Below are 23,584 nucleotides of genomic sequence, written 5' to 3'. Positions count from 1 at the left end.
CGACCCGCAGGCGCTCGAGGTCGTCGACCACCGCGTGCTCGTCGCCACGCTCACCGTGCGGTGACGAGGCGGTGGTCTCCGGGCTTCAGGGAGGGGGGCCGCAGAGCTCCGGGCTCATGCACGACTTCGCGCAACAGACGGCCTTTTGTGATTCGCAGGGGCCGTCTCCCCCGGGGGGCTTTCCGTTGGGTACACATCCGGCGTCCGCCGCGTCGCGGCTGGCGTCGCCGCTCGCGTCGCGCGACGCGTCCAAGTCCCCATCGCGCGACGCATCTCCTGGTCCGGTGTCCGGCGCGCAGTCTGGACGCGGATCATTGGGAACACACGGGCAAGCTTTGTCGGGCGTGAAGACGGTTGCGCAACTATTCGCGATTTCGCCCGAGTCGAAGCCCGAGTCCAAGCCCGGGTCGGTCGTCTTGGCGGCCGAACAGCCAGCCGCGAGCGAAGCAACAATCCCACTTCCGGCTAACCCCAGCACAATGAGGCGGACTACGCGATGGCTCTTGATTGTATGGCTCTTGATTGTTTGCATGATCATGACCCCCGAAGAACTAGCTCAGCAACGGCGGGTCACGCTAGCAGGGGGATCATCACGTGCAAGGATAATCACGGCAACGCAGGACACGAGGATGAGTGTGGTGTCCGCCACCTTGGTGACGCCCAGTGAAGGTCGGGCCCACGGGCCCTGGCCACCGGATCGTGCGCGGATGACGCCTCTAGCTAAGCTAGTGCTGTTCGCCATCGCCACTTGATTAATGTCATGGCGAGGCGTTTCGATCGTGCCATATGCTGAGGCGATGCGCTGGCTCGTCGTCGCTCCCGCCGCTCTATCCCTCGCGGCGCTGCTGCTCGTCCCTTCGTGCTCCAGTGTCGCAGGTCCCGGCGGGGGAGTCGGCGGAGAGGCTGGCGCCGCTGGGCAGGTCCAGGAGATCGCCGAGCAGGAGCCCAACGACGGGCCGGAATTCGCCGGCATGCAGGCGCTCGGCGCGCTCGACCCGAGCAAAGGCCTGAAGATCGCGGGCAGGCTCACCAGCGGCGGCAACGACGGCTCGCGCTACACGGGCGATTTCGACGTGTTCTCGTTCGAGGTGCCCGCCGGGGGCGGGAGCATCGCCGCGCAGGTGGACTGGACGGGCACGGCCGATGTCGACGTGCTCGTTTACGACGCCAACTTGAACGTGCTCGGCGGCGACAACACCAGCGCGAAGCCCGTCTCGAGCACGGCGCAGTTCGCCGCCGGGAAATACGCCGTGGCGTTGCTGTCGAAGGACCAGGCCGCCGACTGGACGTTCACCATGACCTTCACGAAGCCCGGGGGTGGCTCGGACGGCGGCGGTGGTGGCGGCGGCGGTGGCGGCTGCCTCGACACGGCGACCCTCACGGCGACCTGGTGGCAGCCGGCGAGCGGCGGCATCCTCGAACAGATCAAGTTCTACGAGAACGGCAAGTGCGACTACGAGTATTACAACTCGACCTCGGGCGCGTCGCCCTACGCGTGCTCGTACTCGCTGGCGTGCCCGAACCTGAGCGCGAAGCTCGAGAGCGGGAGCACGTACAATTTCACGGTCGTCGACGGAGTGCTGGTGCGAGACGGGATCCGCTGGCTTCGCTGCACCAAGCCCGTCTCGAGCGGCAAGTGTTTCTGATGATCGGACCGAAGGAGGGGCACCATGAAGAACATCGTCCGTAGCCGTCGCCTGACGGGGGGATGGCTTGCGTTATTAGGCGGGATGCTCGTCCTCGCTGCGACCTCGAGCGCACACGCCTGGCCCCCGAGGTCGCCACCGGGCCCCCAGCTGCCACCGGGCCCCCAGCTGCCGCCGGCCCCGGCCCGTCCGAGTCTCCTGCCGCCTCCCCCGCTGGTGCCGGCGCTCCCGCCGCCGCCGCCCGTGAGCTGCACGTCCAACTGCGACGTCCAGGCGCAGGGGCGCGCGGTGATTTTCCTGAACAACACGGTGAAGTTCGGGGACGACAAGTACCGGCTCCTCTACAAGTTCTTCGAGGACAGCGGCAGCGCCGTCGTCCGCGGCGAGCTGGCGGCGCACTACCGCGAGATCGTCGAGCTCAGCGGCGCGAACGCGACGACCAGCGCGCTCGTGTCGGGCCTCCGGAGACTGCAAGCGGATCCGTCCGTGCTGGCGATCGACCTCATCATCTCCTTGCACGGAAGCCCCGGGACGCTCTGGTTCGAGAACGGCGAGCGGGACGTCGCTTCGCTCGGGGGCGAGATCGAGAAAGACCGCAAGCGCGAGTGCGCGCAGAACGGAGCCACGAACCGAGACTGCGAGGTCGCGCGGCGGCGCAAGCTCCGCGTCGTGTACTCGGCGGCCTGCTACGGCCGGTCCCACAACGCGGCTTGGCACCAGGCAGGCTTCGCGCTGGCGGCAGGCGCGCTCGGTGTGCACACGGACAGCGCTGCGAGCTTTCCCACTTTCCTCAGCTCGTGGCGGAGCGGCTACTCGTTCCGCGAGTCGGTCGACCGAGCCAACCAGGCCGACGGGGGCCGCAAGTACGATGCCTGGGCGAGATCGCAGTGGCCAGAGGCGGACAGCCGGCGCGTATGGCTGTCCACGCCGGGCTACAACCACAACACCACCACGCCCCTCACCGACGGGAACGTTCGCATCTGGACGCGGACCGCGCAACCTTAGCTAGCTAACCCAGGATTGCCTCTTGGCGGTCAGCGGCGCCTGCGCCGCGCGCCGACGAGGAGAGCGCCGCCCAGGAGGAGAGCGAGCCCCGTCGTCGTGCTGCGCGCGCCCACACCCGCGCGGCCGCTGCTGCACCCGGCGTCCTCGTCGAGCGGCGCGAGCCCGGCTGGCTCGGCGGGAGGCACGCCTGGCTCCGGCGAAGCCGCTGGACCGCCGGGGCTCGGGGGAACCCCGGCGTCTCCCGACCCCGCGTCGCCCGGTGCGGGTCGGCTCGCGTCGAGCGCGCTCGCGTCGGGCGCGCCCGCGTCTGCCGGGGCGCCCGCGTCGGGGACCTCGCACGCCTTGAGGACGAACGTCGTCTCGTCGGCCGCGTCGCTCTTTCCGTCGTCCCCGTCGAGCGTGAGTCGGCACGTGCCGCCCACCGCGCAAAACGCCATGCCGACGACCTTGCGCGTGCACCCCGAGGTCGCCGTCTGATCGAGGGTGACGCGCGAGACCGTCGCCTTGTCGTCGTAGAGCGTGTAGTCTGCATCATTCGTGCGGTTGACCGAGCCCCTGTAGCTTGCGGTCACCTCGTAGAAGCCCGCGACGGTGATCTTGGGCTGCCAAGTGGCCTTGCCCTTGCGTGTTCGGTCGCCGATGTACTGGCTCAGGTACCGGTACGTGCCGCGGCACGAGTCGACGTTGTGGCTCTCCCAGTTCTCCGGCTTGACCTCGGAGTAGCCGCTCCCGGGCACGTCGTTGTCCACGCTCACCGTGAGCCCGACCGGGCAAGCCGCGCGAGACTCTCTCCCGGCGAGCGTGGCCCCGACGAGGGCGAGCGTGGCGGCGAAGCGGAGGATCGACCTGTGGAATCGCACCCGAGCAGTGTAGTGCAGCGACGTCGAGGCGCCATCTCGAACGGGTGTGTTCGTCGCCCTTCGACGAGCCTGGGTCCCAGATGGAGCCGTGCCATCGAGAGCTGCGAGGGACCCCGCTTCCGTCGCAGTCCATGAGTTGCCGTCGCCCCTCGGCTCTCGCAAGAGAGCCCGGGAAGCGCGAGCGCTCGTTCGGCCCTCCGCTCCGCGACTCTGGGTCATCGCGCGTCGGCTCGATTGGCTCGCTCGAACGCGATCAGCGGCAAATCCTCCCGACCGCCACCCGCCCGCCACGCGACCACGAAGACATCGCCGCGACGAAGGAGCGTGAGCGGCCCGCCGTTCCAGTACGGCTGCGCGCGAACGCTAGGGCCATCACACCCGGCTGCGCGGAGCTCGATCCACTGCCCGACCGGCGTGGGGCTGCTCATCGCATACCGCACGATGAAGCCTCCGAGGACGACCTCTTCGATGGTGGTGCCGTGGTGATCGGCCGTCGAGGCCTCGATCTGTGTCGCGGCGCCGGCGCGCGCGACGGTCGTGAAGCCACGGATCTCCGGGAGCGCGACCGCGACGAGGCGCTCACACGGCACAACGGGTGGCGCTGGCACGGGCGCTCCGGGAGCCGCTTCGACCGCTTCACGCGACACCGGCGGGGCGCGCGACGTCGCGGCGGGGACGGGCCCTCTCTCTTCCCTGTCCTTGCGGCAACCGCACACGGTGGACACGACGGCGACAACCCACCACGGGCGCATGGCTTGTGCGTCGCACGCGCGCGGAGGTCCGTCAACGCGCACGGAACACGATCAGCGAGGACCGGGGCGACCGCGGACTCGCGCCAGTCGATCACCGAGGGGTCGCGACTGAGCTTCGACCGGTCGGTGCGGATTGGGGCGATCGGGAAGTACGGTCGCCTCCGAGTGAGCGCCGGCGCCCCGCGCGTCAGGGCGCCGCCGGCAGCACGAGCGGCTGCTTGGTCACCATCTCGTAGAAAATGAGGCCCAGCGGGACGCCGACCAGGGTGCCGAACACACCCCAGAGCGTCATCGCCAGGCGGGTCCCTCGCGCATCGCCGCGTTGGGCCGCGTCCACGAGCCGCTCTTGCCAGGTGAGCACGAGCGTGACCGACAGGAGCGACGTGACCACGAGCATCGCCACGCTCTCCACGATCCACGGCTGCGACCGCACCCCACCGAAGGTCGACGCGAGCCAGACCCCGTTCCACGCGGCCAGCTGCACGCCCGGCGTCGTGAGGTAGATGTCGGCGGCGGAGAGCGCGCGCGTGGCGAAGGCGAGGTGGGGCCTCCCCGGCTCGAACCACGCCAGCATCACCCACACCGGGCCGGCCACCAGGTTGCCGAGCAAGAGCAACGCGCCGAGCACGTGCAGCACCTTGTGAGTCGAGTAGCTGAACGGCGCTGCCAGCGGGGCGCGCCACGCGATCGCGAGCAGCCCGAGCGCCACGGCGTTCGACGCGAGCGATATCTTTGCGGAGGTCGACAGTGTTGGGAGCTTCACTCGGTTCCTCGCAGTGCACATGAGTCTCTCGGAGGTGCCCGGCGGTGGCGTTTCAGTCCACTTCACGGTGCTCGTCGACATGAGCAACTCAACGCTGAGCGGGCAGCTAAGCTTCGTCGTCACCGAAAGAGACAGCCACGGCGAGCTCGATCGCATCGAATGGCTCGGCCCGCACACACTCGCCGCGGTCGGCGATGAGGACGTTCAAGTAGCCGTCTGGCGTCCATCGGTACACCGACAGCGTCTCTCCAATCGGGTCGACGAGCCAATAGTGCGGCACTTTCGTCGCATGGTAGAGACGCATCTTTTGAATGGTGTCGTTGCTCGCGTTCGTTGGCGAGAGGATCTCGCAGATCCAGTCGGGCAAGACGGTCATCGGCACTTGCGCCTGCGTCTCTGCGACGTGCTCGCGCCGCCAGCCGGCCAGGTCCGGACGACGCTGCTCGGTCGGGCTGAACTGTGTGAGGACCTCGGTGGCAAACCACCACCCTCCAGGGCGATTCGGCGGGCCCCCGGGCGGCGGTCGAAGGGGCCAAGGCTCCGAGCGAGGCGGATCTGCGCGGCGCCGTGCTTTTGGGATCCCGCCTCCTTGGGGACCACGACACCTCCGACGAGCTCGTACCGCCCCTCTTCCGGCATCGCCAAGAGGTCTTCCAAGGTGGCTCCTGTCCTCTTGGCTCCGACAGTGCTCATGAGTGCCCAGCGTACCATGCGGCGTGCACCTCCACGACGCCCCCCGCCACTTGACCGTGGACTCCGTCGTCGCAGTCGTCCTCTTCGAGCGCCGCGAGGACGCTCGTCAGCGCGCGAGGCTTCTTCTTCCAGCTCCTGATGCGCTTCGGGTCGTCCTCCAGGAATCCGGCGCGCGGGAAGGCTCAGCGCGGCCTCGGACGAGAATGGCGAGAGCCGCCCGACCCGGCTTGACCCGCCGAGCGCCCCCGCGGATACTCGAGGTTCGCGCGCGCACCGGAGAGAGCGACCATGACCTCATTCGATCGACGGAAGTTTCTGCGGCAGCTCGCCGTCGGCGGCACGCTCTTCGGTGCTCGCGACGTGGTGTTCAGCGGCAAGGCCCTCGCCGAGTGCTGCGTGGGCAACAGCAACATCTCGATCCTCGGGGGTCTCCTCCGCCAACAGCCCTTAGGGGCGCTGCCTCGGCTCACCGCCGTGCGCGTGGTGGTGGGCGCGCACAAGTATGGGCTCTCCGTGGGGAAGGGAGGGGTGGTGTTCACAGCCCTCACGCAGGGCGCCCCGCCCATTTCCGCGCTCCCACTGCCCACGAGTTCCCCGGAGAACGCCCCGGATTGGACGGTCGGCGGCGCCGCCGTGCTCGTCCCGGCCATCACCTTTGCGCCGGCCCCGGGGAGCGCGGCGGCCCCCATCACCCTCGTGCCCACCCTCCCCGGCCCCGCGCCCGTCGAGGCCATCGAGACCGACACCGGGCTCGCCGTCTTCGTCCTGCGAGACGCCGACACCAAAGATCTCGGCACGAAGCGCTTCGCCACGTTCCAGCGCACCGATCGCAGCGAGTTCAAGCTGCGCACGCTCGTCGTTCCGCGGCCCGCGGCAGCCAATGTGCGGCAGGTCGGCAAGCGGTCGCGGCCCGTCCTCTCCCGGTGATGCGCGTGATGCCCGTGATGCCCTCGGCGTCCGGCGAAGCGACGGTCTCGCCACCGGCCGCGGTCCGCGTCGTCGCCGTGCTCATCGTGCGTGACGAGGCGCACAACCTCCACGACTGCCTGATGGCGCTCCGGGCCCTCGTCGACGCCATCGTCGTGGTGGACACAGGCAGCCGCGACGGCTCCGCCGAGATCGCCGCGTCTCTGGGCGCCGTCGTGGGCTATTTCCCGTGGAACGGTCGCTTCGACGACGCGCGGAACCACGCCCTCGCCGTCGCCAAGTCGGTTGGGCGCTTCGACTTCTTCCTCTCCGTCGACGCAGACGAGCGCGTGAGCGCCCTCTGCGACGCGAAGGAGCGCTGGCGCGACAACCTCGATCCCCGCGCGCACGTGGGCGCCACGGTCTCCTTCATCGCCCGCGAGGACAGCCTCCCGTACGACGAGCCTCGGCTCTTCGCGCTGCGCGACGACCTCCGCTGGCACAACGCGCTCCACGAGACACCCCTGGTGGACGCGTACCGCCTCCAGCACACCGAGGGCCTCGGCTTTGGCCAAGTCCCGCTGCGGTTCCTCCACCTCGGCTACAGCGTCGACGCGAAGGCCCGCAAGCGGCAGCGCGACTTAGCCATGCTCGAGGCGGCGGTCGTCGAACAACCTGATAGGTCCTACATATTCATGGAGCTCGCGAACACGCTGAGCGCCCTCGACCGCCACGACGAGGCGGCCGTCGCGTGGGATCGCGCCGTAGCGCTCACTCGGGCGGAGCTTCGAGCGTCGGCCGGGGGCCTCGACGTGATGAGCTGGAGGTCGAACGCGCCGCCCTACGAGGCGGTGCAATCGGGAGTGCTGGGAGGCGCGCTCGCCTACAGGCTCGCGCGACAGGGGACCTTGGACGCGGAGGGCCAAGGGCTCCTCGCGGAGGCGAGGGGGGCGTTCCCTCGCGACGACTTCCTTCGCTGGCTAGAGATCGCGCATCTCGCCTCGCGCGGCGCACATGAAGAGGTCCTCGAGGGAGGCCTGGCGCTCCTCCGAGAGCCGCCTGCCGAGCGCCGAGGCGTTCCTATTTCGCTCTTCGCGCAGGAGCTCCCCAAGCTCTGCGCGCTGTCCGCCGTCGCCCTCGGCCGGTTGAGTCTCGCGCGCGAGCTCTGCGCGGATCCGGAGCTGCGCCGACGCATCGACGCCATGAGCGCTGGCCGCGCCCTCGCGCGATCGACCCGCGTGCTGTCGCTGCCTCCCGACGCGGAGCTCACGGACCAGGGCGACGGGGGCCTCGTCCTCGAGCTCGAGGGCGAGCGGGTGTTCTTCCACGGCACGTCGGCGTTCGTGGTGGCATCGCTCGCCGAGCCCACCTCGCCGGAGCAGATCGCGCGAGAGCTCGCCACGATCGCCGGCCGCCCCCTGGCGGACGCCGAGGACGCCGTGGCGCGCTCCCTCCGACTCCTCGTGTTCTCGGGAATGCTGAGCCTGGACGGCTCCGCGCTGGCCGGGCGTCCCGTCGCCCACTACGACGCGGAGAGCACGACGGTGCTCTGCTTCGGGCTGCCGGCGACGCTCGCCGGGGCGCGGCGGCGCGCGCGCGAGGTGCTCGATCTCGCCCGGGCGCAGAACCTCTCGCCGGTGCTGCTGCCCGAGCCGAGCCAGCCGTACGCCACCGCGGCGGTCGCGCGGGGCCTGCTCGAGCTCGGCTCTGCCGAGGCCGCGGCGCTCCTCGACCGCGCGCCTCGGGCTCGTGCTCCCCTCCGATGCGCCGATCCCCCTCGTCCCTTTCGCGGCGCTTACGCTCGGGCAGGCGCGCGTGCTGCCCGACATCCCCCTTCGCCGCGAGGACCGTGTGACCTTCGCGCAGCTTCGCGGCGCCGCGGTGGTGCTCGAAGGTGCCTTGTTGGCCTCGCTCCTCGCCGAGGCCCGCACCGCAGACACGCTCCTCGCGCGGGCCTTCGATCCCAGCGCGCGCCTCGTGTGGGAGGCGGCGCTTGGCGCCGACGCGCACCACGCGCACGACGCGCCGGTCGTCGCGGCGACCACCGCGCGCGTCTTGGCGATCGTGCCGTATTACCGATGTGCTCGGTGGCTCGGTCGCGCGCTCCATAGTCTGGTGACGCAGACGCGCGCGCCCGACACCATCGTCGTGGTGGCCGACGCCGCCGACGCGGTGCCGGACGCGCTCTTGCGCGAGTTCCCTTCGGTCACATTCACCCAATGCCGCGAGCACGTGGGACCGTACGCGCTCACACAAGCCGTGATCGACGCGACGGACCACGAGTGGATCATGATCCAAGACGCCGACGACTGGTCCGCGGTGGACCGCCTGGAGGTTCAGCTCGCCTTCGCCCAGCGAGAGGGCGCCGAGCTCGTCGGCGCCGATCTGTGCGCGGTCGACGAACGCGCGGTGTTGGTGCAGTACCGCGCGCACCCCGCGAAGGGCGCCGCCACGGCCCGGAGCACGGGTCACTACGTGACTCCGCATCCGGCCGCGCTCATGCGACGATCGCTCATCGAGCGGATCGGCGGGTTCTCCACGGCGTGGCGCGTCAGCGCCGACGTGGAGCTCGCGTGCCGCGCGGCGTGCACGACCGAGCTGCACACGTTGCCCGGCGCCTACGTGTACTACGGCATTCGCGACGACTCCCTCACGCACTCTCTGCAGACGGGGCTCTCCTCCGAGCTGTTTCGGCGCACGGGGGCCAGCATCGCCGAAGGGGTCGCGCGGCGCGCGCGCGCCGCCGCCGAGGGAGCGCGAGGACCGCGCGAGCTCGCGCCGACCGAGGTCCGGCCACCCGTGCACATCGAGCACACGGCGGGCCCTCGGCTCCCTCCGCCCGCGTCGATCGGGAGGGTGAGCTCGAGCTCGTAGCTGCGCGTGGCGTGGGCGTGGGTCACGGGAGCCACACCGGCGTGCAAGAACCGCCGACGGGCGCGCGGCGCGATTCCGTTGTAAGTACCCGCGCATGTTCTCTTCGCCCCTCCCGCCCCGGAGCGCTCGCGCGCTCGCGGCTGCCGCCGCGGTCTCGCTCTCCGCGCTGCTCTTCCCGGCGTGCTCCTCCACGTCGTCGCCAGCCCCCGCCACCGACGCCGGCGTCACGCCCACGCCCGGGGTCGACGCGGCCGCGGGAGTCGACGCGGCCGAGCCCGGGCCGGTGGGCGGCGACCGCCCGGTCGCGGTGCACGTCCCGCCAGGGTACAAGCCCGGCGTGCCCGCGCCGCTGGTCGTGCTGCTCCACGGGTACGGCGCCTCGGGGCTCGTGCAGGAGATCTACTTCAACCTGAAGGCCGCGGCCGACGCCCGCGGCTTCTTGTACGTGAACCCCGACGGCAAGGTCGACAAGGACGGCAAGCGCTTCTGGAACAGCACCTACGCCTGCTGCGATTTCGGGAAGACCGGCGTCGACGACACGGCCTACGTGAGCGATCTCATCAAGGAGATCCAGGCAAAATACACGGTGGACCCGAAGCGAATCTTCCTCGTTGGCCACTCGAACGGCGGCTTCATGTCGCACCGCATGGCGTGCGCGCGCTCGGAGCAGATCGCCGCCATCGTGAGCCTCGCGGGCTCCATGGGCTCGGATCCTTCGCAGTGCGCGCCCACGCAGCCCGTGAGCGTGCTCCAGATCCACGGCACGAAGGACGGAACGATCGCGTACGGCGGCGGCGATCTCGGCGGGAGCTACCCCGGCGCCGAGGCCGTCGTGAGCCAATGGGCGAAGCTCGGCGGCTGCGGCGCCGCGCCCGACACGTCCGCGCCCCCTCGATCTCGAGTCGAAGCTCGACGGCCCGGGGACCAGGTGACGCGCTACTCGGGCGCCAGGCCGGCGGGGCCGCCGAGCGTGGGCCATCAAGAAGGGCCACATCCCGTCGCTCTGCGCGCGGGGTCTGCCACGTTCACGCGCGCAGATCGTCGGACAATTATTCGCTCTCTCTGCACTCCGCCCGTAGCCGTCAGTCCTCACTGCGGCGCCGGGGTCCGCGCCCGGCCAGACCCCGGAGTCGCGCCGGGGCCACGACTGCAGGCGCTCAGTCGTTCCGATACATGGTCACCACGCACGCGCCGCCGAGGCCGAGGTTGTGCTGCAGCGCGACCTTCGCGCCCGCGACCTGGCGCTTCTCGGAGGTGCCGCGGAGCTGCCACACGAGCTCGGTGCACTGCGCGAGGCCGGTGGCGCCGAGCGGGTGCCCCTTCGACAGGAGGCCGCCCGAGGGGTTCGTGACGAAGGTGCCGCCGTAGGTGTTGTTCCCCTCCTCGATGAACTTCTCCGCCTCGCCCTCGCCGCAGAGGCCGAGCGCCTCGTAGGTGAGGATCTCGTTGGCGGTGAAGCAGTCGTGCAGCTCGACCACCTGCACGTCCTTCGGGCCGAGGCCCGCCTGCTCGTAGACCTTCTTCGCGGCCGCCTTCGACATGTCGTAGCCGACCATCTTGATCATGCTGTCTTCCTCGAAGCTCGAGGGCCGATCGGTGGTCATCGCCTGCGCCGCGATGTACACGGGCTTCGTGATGCCCATTCTCCGCGCGAACTCGTCGGAGCAGAGAATGGCCGCGGCGGCGCCGCAGGTGGGCGGGCAGCACTGGTAGCGCGTGAGCGGGTCGAACACCTCCTCGGAGGCGAGCACCTCCTCCACGCTGAGCACGTTGTTGAACAGCGCGTAGGGGTTGTTCGCGGCGTGCTGGCGGGCCTTGGCGCTCACCTTCGCGAAGGTCTCGCGCTTCGTGCCGTACTTCCACCGGTACTCGCGGCCGGCGCCGCCGAACATCTGCGCCGCGGGCGGGGCCTGGTTGAAGCCCTGCACCTTGTTCATGAGGTTCGCCTGCCACTCGAGCGGGTTCGTGCGGTCGGTGAACTTCGACCCGAGCGCGCCCTTCTCCATCTTCTCGAAGCCGAGCGCGAGCACGCACTCCGCGCCCGCCTCGATCGCCTGGCGCGCCAGCATGAGCGCGGTGGAGCCCGTGGAGCAGTTGTTGTTCACGTTGAACACGGGGATGCCCGTGAGGCCCACGTCGTACACCGCGCGCTGCCCGCAGGTGCTGTCGCCGTACACGTAGCCGACGAAGGCCTGCTCGACGTCTTCGTATTTCACCTTCGCGTCGGCCAGGGCCGCGCGCGCCGCGTTCGCGGCCATCACGTTGTACTCGTCGCTCGCGCCGGGCTTCTGGAACTTCGTCATGCCCACGCCGATCACGTTGACTCGCCTGCTCATGGTCTCTTCCTTTCGATGGCTGGAGCCTGCACGCTCACGCGAGCTGCTTCAAAAACCCAATCTTCTTCGCGGCTTGCACATCACCGTCGATGCGCAGGCGCCCGAGCTGGAAGAGCCCTCGCGGGTCCTCGCCCTTGGCGAGCCGCTCGAGATCTTCGTCGGCCAACGTGAGCGTGGCGTCCGCCGCGCCCGCGCCCGCGGTGACCGAGCCGGCCCCGTTCTTGAGGTCGACGGTCCACACCGCGTCGGGCGACGTGACGGTGAACTTGAGCACCGCGCCCACCTCGGCGACGAGGCCGGGGGTGGCCGCGACACGCGTCGCGAGCGCCGCGAAGACCTTGCCGGCCGCCGCCTCACGCGCGCTCTGGGCCACGGGCGCCGCGGCCTTCGGGGCGCCGGCCGCACGCGCCCTCCGCACCGCCTCTTCGGCGGCCTTGGCGTCGATCTTCTTCAGGAACTCGAGCTTCTGCGAGGCCATCACGTTGCCCGTGATCTTGAGCTTGCCGCCAAAGTAGAGCTTCTGCGGATCGGCCTTGCCGCTCATCATGTCGAGAAAATCGGCGTCGCTGAGGGTGAGCGTGCAGTCGGCCTTCTCGACCGCGCCGGGGGAGACCGCGCCCTCCCCGTTCTTCAGGTCGACCGTCCACGCGCTGTCGGGGCCGGTGAGGGCGAACACGAAGACGTGGCCGATCTTGGCCGCGAGCTCCGGGTTCTTGGCGACGTGATCGCCGATCACCGCGAAGCCGTCGGCGCTCGTCGGCGCGCCCGTGTCCGCGCTCGGCGGCGCGCCGGCGCTCGTCGTGGCGCTCGCGCCCCGCCTGCGCCGCGGAGCTTGGCCACGACCTCCTTGGCCGCCGCCGGATCGATCTTCTTCAGGAAGGTGAGCTTCTGCGACGCCATGACGTTGCCGCTGATCTTCAGCTTGCCGCCGAAGTAGAGCTTCTGCGGATCGGCCTTGCCGCTGGTCATGTCGAGGAAATCCGCTGTCGGTGAGCTCGAGGGTGCAGTCGGGCTTGGCCATCGCGCCCATCGCGACCGAGCCTTGGCCCTGGCGCAGATCGATGCTGAACGCCGAGGCCGGGCTCGTGAGGTTGAACACGTAGCTCGCGTTCACGTTGCTCGTGAGCTCCTTCACGTTCTTCGCCACGTGGTCCTTGATGACCTCCACGATCTCGGCGCTCGTGGGCTCGCCCTGCGCCGCCGGGGCGGCGGCTGCGGCGCTCGGCCTTCGCCGCGCCCTTCGCTTTGGCCTTGGGGATCTCCTTGTAGAGCTCCAGCGCCGCGCCGGTGATGACCACCTTGTCGCGCTCCTTCACCTTGCAGCGGAAGAGGATCTTCTGGTCGCTCTCTTTCCACATTTCGGTGACGAGCGTCTCGCCGGGGAAGACGCTCTCGGAGAAGCGCACCTTGATGCACTTGAAGAGGCGCGGATCGTTGTTGGCGAACGCCTTGATGACGTGGCGGCCCGCGAACCCGAACGTGCAGAGTCCGTGCAGGATCGGCCGCGGGAACCCGAACGCCTGCGCGAACCCTGGGTCGACGTGGAGCGGGTTCGTGTCGCCCGAGAGCCGATAGAGCAGGGTCTGGTTCTCGCTGATCTTCTCCTCGGTGACGACGTCGGGCGCGCGGCTGGGGGGCACGTTGCTCTCGACCGACGGGCCGCGATCGCCGCCCCAGCCGCCCGCGCCGCGCACGAACGTGGTGAGCTCGTTGTGGATGAGCTCCTCGCCCGACTCGTCGAAGCTCTTGATCTCGGTGACGACGATGGCGTTCTTGCCCTTGTCGAAGATGTCCTTCACGCGCGCCTTGTGCGTGAGCTTCGCGTTCGGCGGCAGCGGGCGCTTCACCGCTGTGTACTGCTCGCCGTGCAGGATGCGGTCGAAGCCGTAGTTCATGCCGGGCGCCTTGACGCCCTTCTTGGCGTTCTCGAACACGAGGCGAATGGCAGGAATGACGGCGAACGTGGGGTCGGCGACGAAGCCGTTCCCGTAGTTCTCGTACACGTACTGCAGCTCGGAGGCGTCGTTCGGGTCTTTGCCGTGCCCGATGCCCAGCGCGTAGAGCGCGAGATCGCGCTCGTCGTACGACGACGACTGCTCGGGGAAGGCGTAGCCCAGCGCCTGATCGACGTCGATGTGCTCGTTGCCCCCGAGGCTCTTCGAGCCGAGGTTACCCAGGATGGGCTGCATCGACGAGGTGATGTCGGTGGGGTGCGAGCTCTTCTCGAAGCTCGTGATGTCGGAGAAGGCTTTCTTCACGGCGTCGGGGGTGATGTCGCGCCCGAGCTTGAAGACCTTGCCCTCCGCGCGCTCCCAGCGGAGCTTGCCCATGAAGCCGCCGCCCACCTCGAAGAGCGAGCCGGTCTCCTCATTCGACTCGTGGCAGAGGTACGCGACGAGGGGCGTCACGTACTCGGGCTTGAGGGCGTCGATGAGGTCCTTCGGGAGCACGGTCTCGGTCATGCGCGACCCCGCGATGGGCGCGATGGTGTTCACGAGCACGTTCTTCTTCTTGCCCTCGAGCGCCAGTGTCTGCGCGAAGCCGTGGATGCCGAGCTTCGCCATGCTGTAGTTCGCCTGGCCGAAGTTGCCGTAGATGCCCGCGGCGCTGGCCGTGAACACCACCCGGCCGAAGCCCTGATCGCGCATGAGGTCCCACGCGGCCTTGGTGACGCGGTACGCGCCGAGCACGTGGACCCGGTAGATGAGGTCCCAGTCCTCCTGGGTCATCTTCTGGAACGAGACGTCGCGCAGGATGCCGGCGTTGTTGATGACGATGTCGACCTTCCCGAACGCGTCCACCGCGGACTTCACGATGTTCGCGCCGTCTTCCACGGAGTCGTAGTTCGCCACGGCCTCGCCGCCCGCCGCCTTGATCTCTTCGACCACCTTGTCGGCCGCCGCGCTCGATTTGCCGCCGCCGGTGTGGCCGCCGCCGAGATCGTTGACCACGACCTTCGCGCCACGCGACGCGAGCAGAAGGGCGTGGGAGCGGCCGAGGCCGTTGCCGGCGCCGGTCACGATGGCGACGCGGCCGTCGAACCTGAGATCGGACATGGGAGGTACCTCTTCGTGGATGGAGCCGACGCGCGCGGCTCGGCGAGCTGGGGTCGTACGGGGTGAAACCTTTAGCGTGCGAAGTATCTGGTCGGAGCGAGGCTTCGTCAAGGGCCGCGCCGCCTCCACGCTGGCGCGGCTCGCATTGACTCCCGCGCCGAGACGCGGCACGTGTGGTGCCATGCTGCGCCCGCCTCTCGCTCTCCTTGGCCTCGCGTCCCTCGTCTCGCTCGCCTCCCTCGCCTGCGGCCTCGCCGCCTGCGGCAACGGGACGCCTCCCGTCGCGCCTGCCGCGTCGACCTCCGCGCCCGCCTCCGCGACGGCCTCGACCTCGGCGCCGCCCCCCGCGAGCGCGCCGCTCGCGATGACGGCGAAATGGGCTGGCCCGTACGGCGGGGTGCCCCCGCTCGACAAGGTGCGCGTCGCCGACTTCAAGCCCGCGCTCACGGCCGCGATGGACGCCTACCGCCGCGACGTGTCGGCCATCACCGAAGACCCCGCCGCGCCCACGTTCGCCAACACCATCGCGCGCTTCGAGGACGCGGGGCGCACGTTCAACGACGTGAACACGCTCTTCGGCATCTGGAGCTCGTCGATGAACGACAAGGCGTTCCAGGCCGTGGAGCGGGAGATGGCGCCGGTGCTCTCGGCGTTCTCGGACGAGCTCACGCAGAACGCCGCCCTCTTCAAGCGCATCCAGGCGGTGTACGACTCGCCGGAGAAGGCGAAGCTCACGGCCGAAGAGCAGCGGCTCGTGTGGCTCCACACCACGAACTTCGCGCGCGCGGGCGCCCGCCTCGACGCGCCTGCGAAGAAGCGAGTCGCCGAGATCAACGCGCGGCTCGCGACGCTGTACACCGAGTTCAGCCAGAACCTCCTCGCCGACGAGGAGGGCTTCGTCACGACGCTCGAGAGCGAGGCCGACCTCGCCGGCCTCCCCGACTCGGTGAAGAAGGGCGCCGCCGCCGCCGCGGAGGCCAAGGGCCAGAAAGGAAAGTGGGCGTTCACCAACACGCGCTCCTCGGTCCAGCCCTTCCTCACGTTCTCCTCGCGGCGCGATCTGCGCGAGAAGGTGTGGAAGAACTTCGTGCAGCGCGGCGACAACCACGACGCCCACGACAACAACGCGCACATCGCCGAGATCCTGAAGCTGCGGGCCGAGCGCGCCAAGCTGCTCGGGTATCCGACGCACGCGCACTGGCGCCTCGAAGACTCCATGGCCAAGACCCCCGAGCGCGCCATGACCCTCATGGAGGCCGTGTGGAAGCCGGCCGTCCTCCGCGTGCGCGAGGAGGTGCGAGACATGCAGGCGATCGCCGACAAGGAGCCCGGCAGGCCGAAGATCGCCCCGTGGGACTACCGCTACTACGCGGAGAAGGTGCGGAAGGCTCGGTACGATCTCGACCAGAACGAGATTAAGCCCTATCTGCAGCTCGACCAGCTCCGCCTGGGTCTTTTTTACGTGGCCGGCGAGCTGTTCGGGTTCGAGCTCGTCCCCGCCGCCGGCGTGCCCGTCTACCACCCCGACGTCACCGTGTACGAGGTGCGAGAGAAGGCGGGCGGGAAGCACGTAGGGCTCTGGTATTTCGACCCGTACGCGCGCCCCGGCAAGCGCTCCGGCGCCTGGATGAACGCCTATCGCAACCAGGAGCGCTTCAAGGGCGAGGTCTCCACGATCGTCTCCAACAATGCCAACTTCGTGAAGGGCAATCCCGGCGAGCCGGTCCTCATCAGCTGGGACGACGCGCGCACGCTCTTTCACGAGTTCGGCCACGCGCTGCATGGCCTGTCGAGCAACGTCACGTACCCGAGCGTCTCTGGCACCTCGGTGGCGCGCGACTACGTCGAGTTCCCCTCGCAGCTGCTCGAGCACTGGCTCGACACCCCGGAGGTGCTCTCGCGCTTCGCGCTGCACTACCAGACGCGCGCGCCCATCCCCGAGGCGCTCGTCGCGAAGATTCGCAAGGCCGGAAGGTTCAACGAGGGCTTCAGCACGGTCGAGTATCTGTCGGCGGCGCTCGTCGACATGAAGCTCCACCTCGCGCCCCAGGCTGGGGCCCAGCCGTTTGACGCCGCGGCGTTCGAGCGCGACACGCTGAAGAGCCTCGGCATGCCGGCCGAGATCGTGATGCGGCACCGCACCGCCCAGTTCGCGCACGTGTTCGCGGGCGACGGCTACTCGGCGGGATACTACAGCTATCTCTGGTCCGACACGCTGACGGCCGACGCGTTCGAGGCCTTCAAGGAAGGCAAGGGTCCCTACGACAAGGCGGTCGCCGAGCGCCTGCGCAAGAGCGTGTTCTCCGCCGGCAACACGGTCGATCCCGCGGACGCCTACCGCCAGTTCCGGGGCCGCGACGCGGGCGTCAGCGCCCTCATGCGCAAGCGAGGCTTCCCCGAGACGCCGGCGACGGCGCCGGCGCCTGCCGCGAAGAAGCCCAAGAAGAAGTAGCGCGAATCGGCGAAGCGGGCCCGAACGGGCGCGCCTCGCCCAGCGTGCTAGATCTGCTCGCCTCGACCCGCATGGCCGCCAAGAAGAAAGCGAAGAAGAAGCCTCGCCAGGCTTCGGGCACCGAGCGCGCGGAGCCCGCGGACGCGGCCAACGCCGAGGTCGTACCCGCCGAGCTTTCCCGAGCCCCGCGGCCGGAGCGCGCGCTCGCGCCGCTTCCGCCGCTCCCCGCGCCCGCCGAGCAGACCCCGCCGCCGCGCGACCTCGCCTTCGTCGACAACCCCATCGCGATCGCCCTCGTCATGTGCCTCGCGCTGGCCACGCTCGTCGGCCTCACCTGGAAGCGTGAGGGGGCCCGCGGCGGTCCGCTCACCGCCGTTCCCCAGGGGAGCTTCCTCGTCGCGCGGGTCGACGTGCCGGCCCTCCGGGCCTCGCCGCTGTTCTCCGCCCTGCTAGGCGGGGGCGACGCGTCGCAACAGCTCGGCCTCGACGAGCTCGCGCGGGCGTGCGGCTTCGACCCGCTCTCGCGCGTGAAGGAGCTCGTGGTCGCCCTGCCCGAGGGCGAGAGCCGCGGCACGTTCGGGGTGGCCGCGCAGGTCACGGTGAGCGAGAGCGAGCTCGGCACCTGCGCCCAGCGCATCGCGGAGGCCCGCGGCGGGCAGGCCGCGCCGAAGACCCTCGGGAGCTTCCACGTGCTGGAGGCGGCGGCGAGCTCGCGGTCGCACCCGAGCCTCGCCTTTCGGGAAGGTGGGCTCCTGCTGGTGGCCGAGGGCGCTTGGCTCGCGGCCATGATCGAGGCCGCCGACCACCCGGCCGCGGCGGGCTCCGACCGCGGCGAACTGCACGCGAAGCTCGCGCGCGCCATCACGTCGGCGCCGCGGCTCGAGAGCCCCGCGCTGCTCGTCACGGCCGCGCTACCGCGGGCCCTCCGCGAGCGGCTCCGGGGTGAGCTCGACGCGGAGATCGCGCAGGCCGAGGGCGGCGACGCGCGCGACACGCCGCAGGCCATCATGACGGCGGTCCTCTCGGTCGCGGGGGCGGGGCTGGGCGTCGCGCTCGGCAGCGACGGGCAGGTCACGGCGCGCAGCGAGCTCTCGTGCGAGGACGCGGCTTCGGTCGGCGTGCTGAGCCGGCTACTCGAACGCAAGCGGTTCGCGCTGTCGAAGGAGCTGTGGGTGCGCTTCATCGGGCTCGGCGCCGCCATCGACTCGGTCACCATCGAGCCGAGCGGGTCGACGCTGGCCGTCGGGCTACGCGCTTCGGCCGACGACCTCGCCCGCGGGATCGCGCGCATGCTCGAGGTAGGGCACAAGCGCCCGCAGGCCCCGGCCGCAGCGCCGAGCTCCAGCGCCACTCCCGCGCCAAGCGGCAGAGCTGCGCCGGACGAGGTGCTCACCCCACGAGGCGCCCCCGCTCAGATTCGTCGCGCACCCCCATAGATTTTCTCGGCCGTGTTGCTTACCTTTGGGAAGCCGTGCGCGACGGGCAAGGTGTCCGCGCCCACGACACATCTCACGACCGTATTCACGACCGCACACGCGCACCCGTCGAGACGCGCCCGTCGCGTCGACCTAGGTTCGTAAGGAGATCCGTCCATGGCCGGAAACAACGTCATCGAGCTCACCGACGAAAACTTCGACTCGGAGGTTACGAGCTCCTCGATCCCCGTGCTCGTCGACTTCACCGCGACCTGGTGCGGACCGTGCAAGATGCTGACGCCCATCGTCGAGAAGATCGCCAACGAGAACGTAGGCAAATACAAGGTCGCCAAGCTCGACATCGACGACGCGCCGCGCATCACGCAGCGCTTCGGCGTGCGCAGCGTGCCGACCATTCTGGTCTTCAAGGCCGGCGAGAAGAAGGGCCAGCACGTGGGGGTCACCAACAAGGAGACCCTCATCAAGCTCCTGGAGGCGTGATCGCACCGGGCTAGCTTAGCCAGCGCGCCACGGGGCCTGCGCGTCGACCTCGACCGCGGGCCTCGCGTCATTTCCGCACCATTTGCGCGCTCACGCGGTCCTTCGACGCGCGGGCGTCGACGTTCAGGTATCCTCCGCAGCATGTCCGCCCGCTCGGACCCACGCATGGCGTCACTCCGCGACGCGCTCGTCGGACAGGTCCTCACCGGCTCCGGCCGCGTGACGTACCACCTTCAAGACTGCGTCGGCGAGGGCGGGCAGGGCTGGGCGTTCCGCGCGCGGTGGAACGATCCCGAGGGCGTGACGGTGCTCGCGAAGGTGCTCCGCCCCGACACCGTGAGCCTCGAGGCGCTCCGGCGGTTTCAGCAGGAGGCGGAGGTGCTCCGCATGCTGTCGATGCTGCCGAACCCGCACGTGGTGCGCTTTTACGACCACGCGGTGGCGCAGGTCTCCCCGAACGGAGGGCCCGTCATCGCGATCCCGTTCACGGTGCTCGAGTTCGTGAATGGTCCCACGCTCGAGCAGGTCCTGAAGTCCACCGGCGCCCTGGCGGTTCGGCGCGCGCGACGCGTCCTCCGGCAGGTCGCGCAGGGGCTCGAGACCGTGCACCAGCAGAAGGTGGTGCACCGCGATCTGAAGCCTTCGAACATCCTGCTGTCGACCGAGGCCGGCACCGAGATCGCCAAGGTGACCGACTTCGGCCTGGTGAAGCTCGCCGAGCTGAACCTCGTCAGCACCTCGGCGCTGGCAGGGGCCTCCCTCGGCTACGCCCCGCCCGAGCAGTATGAGCGTGGAAACGCTCGCGTTTCTACCCGTACCGACGTCTTCGCGCTGGGCGCCCTCGCGTACGAGATGCTGTCAGGCAAGGCCGCGTTCCCGTTCACCCAGGGCGAGAACCCGCTCATCATCGTCACGCGCATCCTGAGCGGCGCGCGACCGCAGCTTGCGCGTCTCACGACGCTCCCCGCCGAGCTCGCCCAACACCGCGAGCTGCTGCACGACGTCGACCACGTGCTCGCGAAGGCCCTCTCGGCCGACCCAACCCACCGCCAGGAGAGCGTGCGGGCCTTCGTGGCCGAGCTCGACCACGCCCTCGCCCCCCTCCAAGATCTGGAGCGCGCTCCCCGCAGCCTCGTCTCGCCGTTCGAGGCGACCTCGCCGAACTCGTCGCCCTCGGGGGCGTACCGGTCGTTGCTCGCCGACTCGATCGAGGGTGGACGGCCCGACGAGGCCCAGCGCGCGTCGACGCCGAGCCTGCCGAGCACGTCCAGCGCGTCCAGCGCGTCCAGCGCGCCCAGCGCGGCCCGTGCGTCCAGCGTCGCGTCCCTCTCGCGACCGCAGCGCGTCGCGGAGACGGTGGCCGCGCGGCCGGACGCATGGACGTTCGTGACGCTCGTCACCCCGCCGCGCGCGATGACGCTCCGCCACGCCGCGCTGTCGAACCGCGGCTTCGTGGCCACGCTGGGCGCCTTCGGCGTAGTCGTGTGGGGGGGCGGGCGGTGGACGCCCGTCGCGCTCCCGCCGGAGATCGATCCCCGCGCCGCGCGCGGCGTGCTGTGGCTCGAGGGCGGCGAGCTGCTCGTGTTCGGCGAAGGCTCGCTCGCCCTCATCGTCGCGCCCACGGGCTCGACGCTGACGCTCCACTTCGCCGAGCCGGGCATGTCGTTCCGCGGCGCGCGCCGCTTCCCCGACGGCTCGACGTGGCTCGTGGGCCGGGTCCCCCGTGGAGAGACCACCGTCGGCGTCGCGACCCGCATCGTGAAGGGGCGCGTCGACGCCATGGTGACCTGCGCGGAGGTCGCTCACCTCGACGACATCGCGCGCGTCGGCGGGGAGCCGATCGCGTGCGGCCACCGCGGCGCGCTCGTGAAGTGCCTGCCCGAGCTCGACCGGGGAACGCTCGTCGCGAGCCTCTGCCACGGGAATTTGCGGGCGATCGCCGCGCTCCCCGACGGCTCGGCGGTGACCGTGGGCGACGGCGGTCACGCGCTCCTCGTGCGCACGCCGTTCGAGGGCGCGCTCGAGACCGTGCAGACCACCCGCGATCTCCTCTCGCTCTCCATCGCCCCAGACGCCTCGGCCTGGGCCGGCGGAGCGGCGGGCCGCATCGTCCGACGCACGGCGGGGCCGGGCATCCCCACGACCTGGGTCCGTATGGTCGCGGAGCTGCCGGCGCGTGGCGACGTGCTCGCCGTGCTCGCCAACGAGAGCGCCGTGCGCGCCGTCACCACCGACGGCGCGCTGGTCGAAGGGCGCATCCTCGTTTGACACGCCTCAGCCGCATCGCCAAGGCGCTGCTCGTCGCCACGGCCATCACCCACGTGGGGTTCTTCGCCGCCGCCTACGGGGCGCTCGCCCTGGCCGGCGCGCCGTTCCCCATCGCGGGCTCCGCGCTCGTGACGCTGGTGGGCTACGCGGGCATGGTCGCGCTCGTGCGAAGCGGCCTGGACGACCGCAAATCGCCCGCGTGGCGCGTGCGCTTCCTCCGCATTCCGTACTTCGTGCACTGGTGCGCGTGCGTGTTCACGCTCGTGCCCGACCTGCTCTACCTGGTGCTCCGCCCCCTCGGCGGCCTCGCCGTGGGTGACGTGCGCGTGCCTCCCTCGGGCTTCCTCGTCGTCTACGTCGTCGGCCTCGTGGTGTGCACCTACGGCGTGCTCGTGCGAAGGCGCGTGTTCCAGGAGATCCACATCGAGGTCCGGGTGAAGGACCTGCCGCCCGCGTTCGAGGGCTTCACCATCGCGCACCTCTCGGATCTCCACATCGGCGCCCTCACCCCCGAGGAGTGGGGTCACCGCTGGGTGCGCGCGGCGAACGCGTTCGGCGCCGACATCGCCGTCGTCACGGGCGATCTGGTGACGAGCGGCACGGCGTTCCACGAGGACATCGCGCGGGTCGTGAGCGCCCTCCGCGCGCGCGACGGCGTGTATGTAACCATGGGAAATCACGACTATTTTGGCGAAGGCGAGCCGCTCGTTTCGCTGCTGAAGGCGGGCGGCTCGCGCGTGCTCCGCAACGAGGGCCTCGTCCTCACGCGCGGCGACGCGCGCCTCTACCTGGCCGCGATCGACGACACCTGGACCCGGCGCGCCGACCTCGACCTCGCCCTCGCCGAGCGCCCCGCCGGCGTGCCGTGCGTCTTGCTCGCGCACGACCCCGAGATGTTCCCCAAGGCCGCCGCCCGCGGGGTCGACGTCACGCTCTCCGGGCACACCCACGGTGGCCAGATCGCCGTGCCCTTCCTCGCCAGGCGCTTCTCGCTCGCGACCCTCGCCCACACGTTCAACGTCGGGGTGTACCGCGAAGGCGACGCGACGCTCTACGTGCACCCGGGTCTCGGCACCACGGGCCCGCCCATCCGCCTCGGCGCGGCGCCGGCCGTGGTGAGGCTCACGCTCCGCGCGGCGACGTAGCGGCCCGTCGAGGAGCGCGGCGCGGGGCGAGGCTCCGCGCGTCACACCCGCTTCAGATCGCCCTCGAGCGCCTCGTAGGCCGCCTCGGCCTCGGGGAGCCCGATGGCCACGAGCCCCGGCACGACGTCTTGCTCGAGCCCGTCGAAGAACGCGCGCGCGTAGCCCGCGTCGCTGAGAGTGCCGAAGTTCGGACCGGGGTCGGTCTCAGGAGCGCGCCGAGCCCACGCCGCACCGCCGCTCGCGCAGCAGAGGCGCGCGTAGTGCCGGAACATGCTGGGCAGGCCGTCGGCGAGGGCCTGTCGTTCGCGCTCGAAGTCCGGCGCCCCGGGGCGCATCAGCAGCGCGGCGAGCTCCCAGCCGAGCTCGCCGTGGAATGTCTCGTCGACCACGATCGCGGAGACCACCTGCCGGGCCAGCGGCACGGTGGTGTGGTGCAGGGCGCGGCGGAACATGCGCCCGCTGAGGGTCTCGCCCACGCAGAACGCGGCGATCACGGTGTGCCGCACGTGCGCGCGGAGCGAGCTCGACACGGCCAAATGGAGCGTGTCGGCGTCTACACGCGGTACGGCGGGGTGGCCGATCGCGTCGCACATCCGGAGGCAGAGATCCGTGTGGCGGGTCTCGTCCGCGATCATTCGCGCGAACGCGCCGGACCAGTCGAGCGGCGCGCCCAGCAGGTGGAGCTGAGACGCGAGCTGCGTGAAGAGCGCCAGCGACGCGTACTCCTGCACCGCGCGGCACTCCCAGAGGTCCGCCGCTCGCCGCAGCGCCTCGGGCTCGTAGAGGGAGCGCTCGAACGTGTCCCACTCCACCACGCCCTTGCGAGGCCGAACGATCTGCTCGTGGACGTCGGTCAGCGCGAGCGCCTCGCCGCTGAGCCGCACCAGCGAGAGCTCACGCGAAGCGGTCACG

The 23,584-nt window shown here is 70.4% G+C and carries 18 protein-coding genes and 1 pseudogene; 10 read left to right on the top strand and 9 right to left on the bottom strand.

Going from position 1 to position 23,584, the window contains the following annotated elements; all coding sequences use genetic code 11:
• The first annotated feature begins 797 nt into the window (after positions 1 to 797).
• A complete protein-coding gene (locus IPQ09_23480; GenBank protein MBL0197135.1) occupies positions 798 to 1,646 on the top strand; it encodes a hypothetical protein in 849 nt (282 codons plus the stop codon).
• Positions 1,647 to 1,730: 84 nt separating this feature from the next.
• Positions 1,731 to 2,651 carry a hypothetical protein gene (locus IPQ09_23475; GenBank protein ID MBL0197134.1) on the top strand — a complete coding sequence of 307 codons (921 nt, stop codon included), beginning with the start codon at positions 1,731 to 1,733 and terminating at the stop codon, positions 2,649 to 2,651.
• 29 nt (positions 2,652 to 2,680) lie between these two features.
• Here the strand turns inward: IPQ09_23475 and IPQ09_23470 are convergent, their stop codons facing one another.
• The 4 genes and pseudogenes from IPQ09_23470 to IPQ09_23455 all read right to left on the bottom strand — a co-directional run bounded on the left by IPQ09_23470 (position 2,681) and on the right by IPQ09_23455 (position 5,719).
• On the bottom strand, positions 2,681 to 3,511 hold the full coding sequence (locus IPQ09_23470; protein ID MBL0197133.1) for a hypothetical protein: 831 nt from the start codon (positions 3,509 to 3,511) through the stop codon (positions 2,681 to 2,683).
• Between the two features lie 215 nt (positions 3,512 to 3,726).
• Positions 3,727 to 4,101, bottom strand: a complete 375-nt coding sequence (locus IPQ09_23465) for a hypothetical protein (GenBank protein ID MBL0197132.1) — start codon at positions 4,099 to 4,101, stop codon at positions 3,727 to 3,729.
• A 349-nt stretch (positions 4,102 to 4,450) separates the two neighbouring features.
• The gene (locus IPQ09_23460; protein ID MBL0197131.1) at positions 4,451 to 5,026 is read right to left on the bottom strand and encodes a DUF2269 family protein; all 576 of its coding nucleotides are present in this window, start codon (positions 5,024 to 5,026) and stop codon (positions 4,451 to 4,453) included.
• Positions 5,027 to 5,132: 106 nt separating this feature from the next.
• Positions 5,133 to 5,719 (bottom strand): annotated as a pseudogene (locus IPQ09_23455) (Uma2 family endonuclease).
• A 288-nt stretch (positions 5,720 to 6,007) separates the two neighbouring features.
• Between IPQ09_23455 and IPQ09_23450 the strand changes: the two are divergent.
• Genes IPQ09_23450 through IPQ09_23440 form a run of 3 tightly spaced genes read left to right on the top strand, consistent with a single transcriptional unit; the run spans position 6,008 to position 9,499 of the window.
• Positions 6,008 to 6,646, top strand: coding sequence for a hypothetical protein (locus tag IPQ09_23450; protein MBL0197130.1), 639 nt, complete (start codon positions 6,008 to 6,010; stop codon positions 6,644 to 6,646).
• Positions 6,646 to 8,736: a glycosyltransferase family 2 protein gene (locus tag IPQ09_23445; GenBank protein MBL0197129.1), complete on the top strand. Its 2,091-nt coding sequence runs from the start codon at positions 6,646 to 6,648 to the stop codon at positions 8,734 to 8,736. Before IPQ09_23450 ends, IPQ09_23445 begins: the two co-directional genes overlap by 1 nt.
• Positions 8,681 to 9,499, top strand: a complete 819-nt coding sequence (locus IPQ09_23440) for a glycosyltransferase (GenBank protein MBL0197128.1) — start codon at positions 8,681 to 8,683, stop codon at positions 9,497 to 9,499. Before IPQ09_23445 ends, IPQ09_23440 begins: the two co-directional genes overlap by 56 nt.
• Positions 9,500 to 10,656: 1,157 nt before the next feature.
• Here IPQ09_23440 and IPQ09_23435 read toward each other — a convergent pair.
• From IPQ09_23435 to IPQ09_23420, 4 genes are read right to left on the bottom strand one after another with little or no spacing between them, the layout of a single operon-like run.
• Positions 10,657 to 11,835, bottom strand: a complete 1,179-nt coding sequence (locus tag IPQ09_23435; GenBank protein ID MBL0197127.1) for a lipid-transfer protein — start codon at positions 11,833 to 11,835, stop codon at positions 10,657 to 10,659.
• A 34-nt stretch (positions 11,836 to 11,869) separates the two neighbouring features.
• The gene (locus tag IPQ09_23430) at positions 11,870 to 12,571 is read right to left on the bottom strand and encodes an SCP2 sterol-binding domain-containing protein (GenBank protein MBL0197126.1); all 702 of its coding nucleotides are present in this window, start codon (positions 12,569 to 12,571) and stop codon (positions 11,870 to 11,872) included.
• Positions 12,568 to 12,804, bottom strand: coding sequence for an SCP2 sterol-binding domain-containing protein (locus IPQ09_23425; protein ID MBL0197125.1), 237 nt, complete (start codon positions 12,802 to 12,804; stop codon positions 12,568 to 12,570). Before IPQ09_23425 ends, IPQ09_23430 begins: the two co-directional genes overlap by 4 nt.
• Positions 12,801 to 14,891, bottom strand: coding sequence for an SDR family NAD(P)-dependent oxidoreductase (locus IPQ09_23420; protein ID MBL0197124.1), 2,091 nt, complete (start codon positions 14,889 to 14,891; stop codon positions 12,801 to 12,803). The genes IPQ09_23425 and IPQ09_23420 overlap by 4 nt, the downstream gene beginning before the upstream one ends.
• Before the next feature lie 181 nt (positions 14,892 to 15,072).
• Between IPQ09_23420 and IPQ09_23415 the strand changes: the two genes are divergently transcribed.
• From IPQ09_23415 to IPQ09_23395, 5 genes are all read left to right on the top strand, one after another.
• A complete protein-coding gene (locus IPQ09_23415; GenBank protein ID MBL0197123.1) occupies positions 15,073 to 17,343 on the top strand; it encodes a M3 family metallopeptidase in 2,271 nt (756 codons plus the stop codon).
• A gap of 71 nt (positions 17,344 to 17,414) precedes the next feature.
• Positions 17,415 to 18,779 carry a hypothetical protein gene (locus tag IPQ09_23410; GenBank protein ID MBL0197122.1) on the top strand — a complete coding sequence of 455 codons (1,365 nt, stop codon included), beginning with the start codon at positions 17,415 to 17,417 and terminating at the stop codon, positions 18,777 to 18,779.
• A 156-nt stretch (positions 18,780 to 18,935) separates the two neighbouring features.
• Positions 18,936 to 19,259 (top strand): thioredoxin, encoded by a 324-nt coding sequence (trxA, locus tag IPQ09_23405; GenBank protein ID MBL0197121.1) that lies wholly within the window; start codon positions 18,936 to 18,938, stop codon positions 19,257 to 19,259.
• 141 nt (positions 19,260 to 19,400) lie between these two features.
• Positions 19,401 to 21,527: a serine/threonine protein kinase gene (locus IPQ09_23400; protein ID MBL0197120.1), complete on the top strand. Its 2,127-nt coding sequence runs from the start codon at positions 19,401 to 19,403 to the stop codon at positions 21,525 to 21,527.
• Positions 21,524 to 22,672 (top strand): metallophosphoesterase, encoded by a 1,149-nt coding sequence (locus IPQ09_23395; protein ID MBL0197119.1) that lies wholly within the window; start codon positions 21,524 to 21,526, stop codon positions 22,670 to 22,672. Before IPQ09_23400 ends, IPQ09_23395 begins: the two co-directional genes overlap by 4 nt.
• Before the next feature lie 41 nt (positions 22,673 to 22,713).
• Here IPQ09_23395 and IPQ09_23390 read toward each other — a convergent pair whose 3' ends face one another.
• On the bottom strand, positions 22,714 to 23,583 hold the full coding sequence (locus IPQ09_23390; protein ID MBL0197118.1) for a ferritin-like domain-containing protein: 870 nt from the start codon (positions 23,581 to 23,583) through the stop codon (positions 22,714 to 22,716).
• Position 23,584 lies beyond the last annotated feature (1 nt).

Source organism: Myxococcales bacterium, assembly GCA_016720545.1.
Lineage (GTDB): Bacteria > Myxococcota_A > Polyangia > Polyangiales > Polyangiaceae > JAAFHV01.
The sequence above is the reverse complement of the archived record's forward strand: the minus strand, read 5'-3'. Positions and strand labels throughout refer to the sequence as shown.